Source organism: Chamaesiphon polymorphus CCALA 037 (genome assembly GCF_003003845.1).
GTDB lineage: Bacteria > Cyanobacteriota > Cyanobacteriia > Cyanobacteriales > Chamaesiphonaceae > Chamaesiphon > Chamaesiphon polymorphus.
The window spans coordinates 1-8,696 of the sequence record NZ_PVWO01000229.1 but is presented as its reverse complement, the minus strand read 5'-3'; the positions used below and the strand labels follow the sequence as shown (position 1 = coordinate 8,696).

6 protein-coding genes are annotated in these 8,696 nt (G+C 46.1%); 3 read left to right on the top strand and 3 right to left on the bottom strand.

Features of this window, described 5'->3' with window-relative positions; translation table 11 throughout:
- The 3 genes from C7B77_RS16915 to C7B77_RS16905 form a co-directional block, all read left to right on the top strand.
- The coding region (locus C7B77_RS16915) for a single-stranded-DNA-specific exonuclease RecJ (protein ID WP_245894242.1) at positions 1-1,291 on the top strand (1,291 nt) is incomplete at its 5' end.
- Positions 1,292-1,458: 167 nt separating this feature from the next.
- Complete coding sequence (locus tag C7B77_RS16910; RefSeq protein ID WP_146138370.1) at positions 1,459-1,878, top strand: hypothetical protein; 420 nt, start codon at positions 1,459-1,461, stop codon at positions 1,876-1,878.
- Between the two features lie 204 nt (positions 1,879-2,082).
- Positions 2,083-2,853, top strand: coding sequence for a CsgG/HfaB family protein (locus C7B77_RS16905; protein ID WP_106307262.1), 771 nt, complete (start codon positions 2,083-2,085; stop codon positions 2,851-2,853).
- A gap of 127 nt (positions 2,854-2,980) precedes the next feature.
- On the opposite strand, the gene C7B77_RS16900 is transcribed toward C7B77_RS16905, so the two are convergent.
- The 3 genes from C7B77_RS16900 to C7B77_RS16890 all read right to left on the bottom strand — a co-directional run.
- Complete coding sequence (locus C7B77_RS16900; protein ID WP_106307259.1) at positions 2,981-4,639, bottom strand: cytochrome b5-like heme/steroid binding domain-containing protein; 1,659 nt, start codon at positions 4,637-4,639, stop codon at positions 2,981-2,983.
- Positions 4,640-4,791: 152 nt separating this feature from the next.
- Positions 4,792-5,940 (bottom strand): type III polyketide synthase, encoded by a 1,149-nt coding sequence (locus C7B77_RS16895; protein ID WP_106307255.1) that lies wholly within the window; start codon positions 5,938-5,940, stop codon positions 4,792-4,794.
- Positions 5,941-5,976: 36 nt separating this feature from the next.
- On the bottom strand, positions 5,977-8,696 hold a 2,720-nt coding region (locus C7B77_RS16890; RefSeq protein ID WP_219892180.1), incomplete at its 5' end, for a bifunctional serine/threonine-protein kinase/ABC transporter substrate-binding protein.

Sequence of the window (8,696 nt, the reverse complement as noted above, 5' to 3'; positions counted from 1 at the left end):
GGGAGTCACCCCACATCTTCAGCCCACAAAATCTTTGAGTAAAAGTGGAGATCTTTACCCCACCCCAGCCCTCCCCTTGGAAAGGGGAGGGGGTAAGATTGCTAGTGCTGTTAAGGCTGGCAATAACGCGATGAAGCCAGAAGATATCGGGTTTAGATTGGGGCCTCGAATTAATGCGATCGGGAGAATTGACGATCCGCAGATTATTATTAATTTGCTGACTACTGAAGATATGGGCGTTGCCTTAGCCAGGGCAATTCAATGCGAACAAGTCAACAAACAACGTCAAGATATGTGCGCGCAGATCGAACAAGAAGCGATCGATCTAATTGCAACGGGCAAATATAATATTAAACAAAATCGCGTCCTTGTTATCGTCCATACTGGCTGGCATCATGGCGTCATTGGCATCGTCGCCTCGCGCTTGGTAGAACGCTATGGCGTTCCCGTCTTTATCGGGACGAATGAGGACGAGCATCCGCTTGGTGAAACGCACGCTGAGGAAACCTCAGCGCGATTTCATCCGCACATTCGCGGTTCGGCGCGCAGCATTCCAGAATTTAATGTGTTTAACGCTCTAGAATACTGTCACGATCTGCTGGGTAAATATGGCGGACATCGAGCCGCAGGTGGATTTTCGATGCCAGCCGAAAACCTAGAAAAATTTCAACAGAGATTGAGTGAATTTGCCCACAAATGCCTAGAGATCGAACATCTCAAGCATTTAGTCAAAATCGATGCCCAGGCCGATCTCGCAGCCATTAACATGTCACTGTACGAACAGATCGATGCGATTCATCCTTGTGGGATGGAAAATCCCGATCCGGTGTTTTGGACGCCAAATGTCCGCGTCATCGAGCAAAAGATCGTCGGTAAAGGACATCTGAAGTTTACCGTCGATACGCCAGAGTTCCCCAAGGGCATTAAAGCGATCGCGTGGCGATTTGGCGATTATTTTCCATTGCCCCGTTATTTAGATATTGCTTATAAACTTAAGGAAAATAACTGGAAAGATTCGCGCTCGATCGAATTAGAAGTCATTAGCGTGCGCTTACCAGTTGCGGCTGAAACTTATCAATTCAATTATCAAGAGCGAGATTATAATTGCAGCATGTCTCCCGACAAAGAGCGACTGACGATCGTTAATGCTCAAGGTCAAGCTTTGGTAATTAATAAGGGTCAAAAGGTGGCGGAGTTAATTGGAACGCAGGAAATTAAATCGATCGATATTACTAAGCCTTACTACTTTAAGTTGATTAAAACTGCAATGCAAGTATTGCAGGTTAATTAAGATAAATTACTCTTGCTTTGGCTCGATTTGAATTGGTGGGTAGTTACTACCATCCATTTTACTATCTTGGCATCATATCCCCGACTTCTTTGAGAAGTCGGGGATATGTCCTAAGCACCTTGACAGTTACTATATCTGCTATCAACTTAGCCATTAATTCAAAAATCGTGGAGAATGAAGATTTAGTAAAAGTGCTGTTCGATCGCATGAATGAAGGACAGCAACTGCGATTTAAACAGTCAATTGTCGCTCAGACAGTTTACTATGTCTCCCAACGTTTACCGCCAGTGGAGCGAGATGAAGGCGAACGTGGTTTCATCGAGCTAGCAAATCGATGGCTAGCTCAACCTACTGCCGAAAATGCGGACAAGGCTTTAATGGCAGCGGTTTTCGATCGAGTTGATGGCGGCGTCAGGTACTTTGATTATTCAGATTATTTTTTGCTACCAGCGGAGGTAGTTGGGGCTGAGAATGGTTATGAAGCTACTAAAGATGCTTTAAAGGCTGCGGGTGAATTTGTCGCGGAGGCAAAGCAATGGCAACGGGTAGTAGCCGATCGGATTTTAGCCGATACCGAATATATTTAGAAAAATCGCCCAAAACTAACAAAGTCAACACTCTAAGCAATGCCCACTCTACATTTTGTGAGTTTTTCACATGGCATAGTGTTAGGTGTCAAGTATTTTTAGCTCAAATTTATTTAGCATAAATACTGAAATTTTGCTATTGACGATCCAAATCTTGAAGCATAACATAGTGGAGTATTTACAGATATTTACTTTAAATTAAATATGCCAAGTAATTTGTTTATTTTCAAGATTGTTTCCGCTTCTTTAGTTATTACTTCTACTCTATTTGTTAGTTCTAAATTTGCCAACATTAGCCCAGTAAATGCTAGCGAAAAAGCGACACAAATCGAGCGAGTCAATCCTAGCTTAGTTAGCCTCAGTCTGAGTAGGAAATCGAAAAGACCGAGAATTGCGGTACTTGATTTTGAATATAGCTCGATCGGTAGTGTCGAGTGGTTACCTTGGTTAAAAACTAATGTCAAAGCTGTCAACGATCTGCTCGTCGATAAGTTGGTAGATGGCGGTAATTTCTCGGTAATCGAGCGCACTAGAATCGACCAAGTACTTCAAGAGCAAAATTTTGGTAAAACTGGTAGAGTCGATAGCAGCAGTGCGGCTAAGATCGGTCGAATTTTGGGCGTTCAAACAATTCTGCTTGGTTCTGTGACAGAGTTCAATCTTGACAGAGAAGCTCAAGGTTTTAGTGTGCCAATTTTTGGCGGTATTGGTTCTGGTAGTAGTAAATTAACTGCTAATGTCAAAATCAGCATGAGAGCGATCGATACTAAAACTGGCGAAATTTTATTCACAGCTAAAGGCGTTGGCACTTCCAATCGTGGTGATAGTGCGCTCTCGATTCGTGGTTTTAGTACGGCAAGTGGCAGCTCCAACCAGGAGTTTAAATTACTCTCAGCAGCGACTTCAGATGCGGTCGAGCAAATTGCCACTAAAATCAATGCCAATCCATCTAAAGTAGTCGATACCGATCCATAAAATGAGGAGAACGACTAGCACGCAATCGAAGCTTCGGTTAATGAATTGTGAAGTGTTTTGATGTGTTGCGACAGTAGAAGTAAAAGCAGGAGGGTGGGCATTGCCCACCAATCTACTCTTAATTAAATTAAATAGATCCGACACCCGTCCATCCTTTGAAGGCGTATTCTAGGGTTTTAGATAATGCTTGAGGATGGAGGTGTTCTTTAATGATGCCAAACTTGTTTTCTTTGGCTAAACGAGAAGGCACGGCTAAATAATTATTAAATAGACGCGGTAGGCGTTCGATGAAGAAATTTTTTGGCTCTACCCATGTAATGCCAAATTTTTCGGCTTCCTCACGAACGATATTTTCGCTGAGAATATTGGCAAAACCGCTGCGTTGTTGGGGCAATACGTGATGCACGCGGTGGGGACTTAAGCCAGCAGAGAGGAAACAATCGAGATATTTATTACCGATCATCGTCAGATCGTAGGCATTACGAATTTGTTCTACCGCCCAGTCTTTCTTACTCCAATCGATCTCGATTTCGGCTTCATCATCTGCGGCTCTGTGCTCGAAATCGTGGCTGGCGACAATCATAAAGGTGCTGATCCAGAGGGTGATAATAAATTGAATCAGCCAGACGCCAAATGCACCATGTAGCATAAATAAAACTAGTTCGGCTAGGAGTAATAAATGAATTCCTAAGCTACCCAAAAAGTGCGGAACGCCATATTGCCAGGAACCGTAGAGATCTTTGGCACCAATCTTGAATGTCAGTAAAAATAAATCGGCGATCCGCAAAAACATTCCGGCTACCAGGTGCCCGATTTTATGAAAACTATGTATGGGAATTCGATAATAACGGGGCAGTTCTAAGATCGCGGTGAAGACGCTTTTTTTGATATCGACTTCGCTCTGGGTATAAGGGTGGTGTAAGAGCGTATGACCGTCGGTAACTACTAAAGCGAGCGGTACGTAGTTAATATCGAAAATGTTTGCGAGTACTTTATTGATGCCGACTTGCGGGCGATGGATTAGGTAATGCCCGACGCCAGATAGCGCGATTCTGAGGATGACGATCGCGGGAATAAATAGATAGGCTGGTAATTGTGAGTTCGCGTCTAAGAATGCCCATTGAGTTGCGAAATAAGCACAGACTAACAGAATGCCGATCGCGTCGAAGATCGAATCTTGGTGGGCGATTTGCTGCTTGAAATCTGACTTATTAATTCTGGCCTTAATTTTATAGAGTAGTTGCTCTTTGTTGTCGAAGCTATAGTTCGGGGTATCCGTCCAACCGTTAAAATCTTCTTTAAATAAGAATGGTGGTGCGTTATATTTAGGATGGATATCTTCGGGTCTGGCTTCGCGATCGAGTGCGTATTTTTGAATCCGTCTTTTGACTTTTTCGGGGTTGGGATGAAAGATATTGACGATCGTAGTGATATCGCGATTTTTGGTGCGTCCGATAAAAAATTGGCCGCCGGGATGTTTGAGAATAAATTCGGTCAGATCGTAAGCATAACCGTCATAAATCCAGACATTTGGTAATGGCGTTCCATCGGCAGGATGAGGCGGTGCTTCGCGTTCTGGTAAGGGTTGTCTATTTCCGGTTTGTGGCGGTTGTGGCTGTTGGGTAGGAGCGGTTGAGCCTACAGGCGACGGTTGCCCAGAAGGTGGATGCGGGGGTAACTGTCGATTGCTGGGTTGTCCTATAGGCGGATGGGGCGGTAATTCTCTCTCCATTAATGGTGGAGCATCTGTTAGGGGCAGTAAGTCAATTTGTTTTTCGGGAGACATAATTTTTTAAAAGTTAAATATGATGAAAAATACGATTTAACATAGAGTTTGGGTCTGTTTAGTGCAACATTTCAAAAAAGTATCGTTCGCGATTGCATCCCGTAAGCCCCCATCCTAAAAATCCAATTCTCAATTCTCAATTCTCAATTAATTTAATATTTTTCAAATAAGATGCCTTCGATGCCAACTCCGGGGGAGAAGGAGAAGGCTAATCCAGTGAGTGGTTCGAGCGGATCGAAATTGTTACTAGAATCGAGCCTAATTAGCATTCGTTCGATCGTAAATAATACGGCGCAGCTCAACACATTGCCATACTCGCGGAGGATTTCCCAGCTATCATCGACTTGCTCGTCGCGGAGTCCGAGCGAACGTTGGACTTTTTCGATAATGCGGGTACCGCCGGGATGTACCACCCACAGATCGATGTCTGCTTTGGCGAGCTGATGCTCGCTCAGAAAGTTGGTAATAATCGGATCGACACCAGCTTCGATATAGCCAGGTAATTGGGGAGACAATTGGCAAGTAATCCCGTTATCCTGGACGTCTAGAACGATGCCATCGGCGGTATCTTCAACCAGATAACTGAAGTTGTCCCTAATTACCAGCCGATTTGCGGCGGCGATATTAGCTTCATCGCGTGCCCCTAAAACTACTGCCGCACAACCATCGCCGAAAATGCTATGAATGATAATATCGTTGAGATTGTCTCCAAAGCTGGAATTAACCGAACTCAATTCGAGACAAACCATCAGAGCTTTGCTGTGGGGATAAGCGCGGAGATAATCGCAGGCAACACGCAATCCGGTAATTGCTGCCGCACACCCCATGAAATTGACCGGAATCCGGGCGATATTGCGGCGCAAGCCTAAATGTTCGATGACTTTGGTATCGACGCCTGGAGCGAGGAAACCCGTGCTGGTGACAAAAACAATCAGTCCGATTTCGTCTTCAATTTTAGTCGTGTCAGTCGGTCGTTCTTGCCGATTGCGGGCTGTGGCGATCGCGAGTGCTTTGCTAGCGACTTTGGTGGCTAGAGGTATCGCATGTTCGGCGTACAAATCCATCCGCTGCTTGATATTACCCGGTTGGCGGCAGAAATCTACCACCTCATCCGTCAGCAAGTCGAGTGCTAGATGTCTAGTCTCGATTCGCGTATTTTTGTAAATTTTTTCGATCCGCTCTTGATGTTGTCCCACACCATAGAGTTCGGACACGAATTTAGCGGCATCCGTTTGATAAACGGTATGCTGGGGCGTGCCAGTGGCAATACTTTCAACGATCGGCAAAAATTGATTAGACATGACACGTCAGATAATTAGCTTGATTCTATCGGAGGTTTATTCGATCGGCACAAAGTCATACCCAGTTCTAGATGAATATTTATAATTAGGTGGCGTGGGGGCAACTTTGACTAAGACATAGCGATCGGGTGGTTCGCCTTTGGTAAACTGGGCGCGTCCCGATGCACCCATAAATTCGTTTTTAGTCAGAGCGGTCATCACGCTGTCTCTAGAGGGTGAATTGTCGGCTTTAATTGCCGTTCCCACCGCTTTAACCGCATTGTAGGAGGTGGCTGTCGCCCAATTGACTCGATCGTTCCACAGTTGTTCTGCGCCTGTCGAAAACTGCGGCGTACTTTCGGATTCTTGCCAAGGTACGGCCATCATCAACCCCTCGGCTGCTTTACCAGCTCTGAGTGTATTGACACTATATAAAGCGGTATCGCTGATGACGACGAGTTCGGGATACTTCGCCGCTTTAATTTTTAGGAGTCTCAGAGCCTCGCGACTAGACCGTCCGACTGGGAGTAGGAGGATCGCTTCGGCACCTGCGGCTTTGGCTTGTTGCAGATAGGCTTCGGCATCAAAAGTAGCGGTCGCGGTCGGTGTAGCCGCCGGACTTGGAGATACAGTAGAGGATACAGTCGAAAATTGGAAAGTTCCGACAATTTGCCCGCCTTTAGCGGTTAATTTATTGATAAATTGATTTTTGAACTCATCATTATAGGTAATCGTTGGCACCGAAAAAATCGCTACTTTGCGCTTGCGATCGGTATCGACTAACCGATCGACTAATTTTTGGACGATCGTGTCGGCTTTGCCATTGGTTCTAAATACGTAGGGTTTCTCGGCACTGGTGAGGTCGTTAGCCGTACTAATCGGTGCGATAAAAGCTAACTTCTCGCGATTGTAAATATTAGCAGCTTTGACCGTGACATCGTTGCGGTTGTGTCCGACGATTCCCAGGACTTCTGGCTGCTTGGCAATATCCGCAGCTAGGTTTTCGATCGTTTTGGGATCGTCGCTATCGTCAACAACGCGCAGTTTGATTTTGGGATCGTTGACACCGCCAGCTTGATTTAGCTCTGACTGCGCCTGGGCAAAGCCTCTGAGCATTTCCGAAGCGCGATCGAGCGATCGCGAAATCGGTGCCGATACGGCGATCGTATAACTTTTTTTATCGCCAATTAGGGCATTATTTAAGTAAATTCGGGTTTCGGGCGAGTTGGGATTTTCGACTAAGGCGGCTTGGAAATTGGTGACAGCTTCGCCATATTTTTTATTGGCGATCGCCTCAATTCCCATCCGTTTGAGATTTTTAAATCGATCGGTATCGCGAGGGCCTTCGACGCTGAGTAAAATTCGATCGCCCGTACTGCTGCGCTGGGCGAGTGACTCACTGAAGTTCGAGCCTCCCGACGGCGGTAGCAACTTAGAAATGAGCGCGATCGCGCCGATACCCAGCAGTGCCACCACTCCAATTTTGACGAGCGGTAGCGGTTTTTTCTTTGGCTGAGGCGCAGATTTTTCTTCCACTACAGGAGGTGGAGTATAAATTTGCATCGGTGCTTCCTCTAGCCGCAGCGGCAGATTTGGGGGCGGCTGTGTTATCTCGATCGCGCCATTCGAGCCATTCATGCCATGCGCACCATTCATACCATTATGTGCGGCTACATGTCCTACCAGGAGCGGTTCTTCAGGCTCGAAGGTGCCCAAGAGCAGTGTCTGCGGAACTGGCGCACTACTCTCGGGCGGAATGCTCGTAGCCGCAATACTCACGACTGGAATCCCATAAATATCGTCGAGAGCATCTAAGACGTCTCTCGCTGACTGATATCGCTCGGTAGGATTGCTCCGCAGCATTTTGTCGAGCACATCTGCCAAACCATCGCTAACAGCAAGATATGGCGATCGCCATATCCAATCGTTAGTATCGGCATCGAGTAATTCTTGCGGCGGTTTACCCGTGAGTAAATTCAAACAAGTGACCGCCAAGGCATATAAATCTGAGGAAGGATAAATCGCACTGCCCTGACGTTGTTCCCACGGTGCGTATTCTGGTGTAAATACACAAGTGATATTGCGGGCGACCCCCGCTCCCTTTGCCGTTTCTGCGACTACTTGCTTGACTGCGCCAAAGTCGATCGCATAAATTTGGCCTTGAGCATCGCGCATGATATTCGATGGTTTGATATCGCGATGGATCGAGCCTTGAAAGTGAATAAATTCTAAGATTTTGGCAACTTCCCGCAAGACAAAAATAACTTCTGTCTCGGTAAATTTCCCTTTTTCGCGCAATTCTTGTTGTAAATTGCGCCCGTCAATATATTCTTGAACTAAATAAAAAAACTTTTGTTGGTTGTAAGGCGGCGATGCGGCAGCAGTGAGTTCTAAAAAGGCAAACAAGCGTGGAATGCGCGGATGTTCGCCCAATTTTTCGAGCACTTCAGCTTCGCGATGAAAGAGCCTGGTTGCTGTTTCGAGTTGCTCGGTATTAAAACTGGGGTTAATCTGCAATTGTTTGATGACACACCGTCTGAGTCCCGGCGTGCGGCGATCGCAACCCAAAAAGGCCATCCCAAATCCACCCTGTTGCAGCAATTTGTTGGGCAAATAGCGGCCATCTAAAATCAGCGGCATCCCACAGTTGGCACAATGACGCTGGTGGACGGTTTTCAAAAGATTGCTATCGTCTAGATCGGAAAACGAGTTCAGCGGTTGTTCGCATTGGGGGCGAGTGCAATAGATGTCCATGGGCTGTCTCTTATACACATCTC

Excerpts from the sequence above, each read along its gene's own strand:
- C7B77_RS16905 (WP_106307262.1), top strand. The coding sequence starts at position 2,083 with ATGCCAAGTAATTTGTTTATTTTCAAGATTGTTTCCGCTTCTTTAGTT.
- C7B77_RS16900 (WP_106307259.1), bottom strand. The coding sequence starts at position 4,639 with ATGTCTCCCGAAAAACAAATTGACTTACTGCCCCTAACAGATGCTCCA.
- C7B77_RS16895 (WP_106307255.1), bottom strand. The coding sequence starts at position 5,940 with ATGTCTAATCAATTTTTGCCGATCGTTGAAAGTATTGCCACTGGCACG.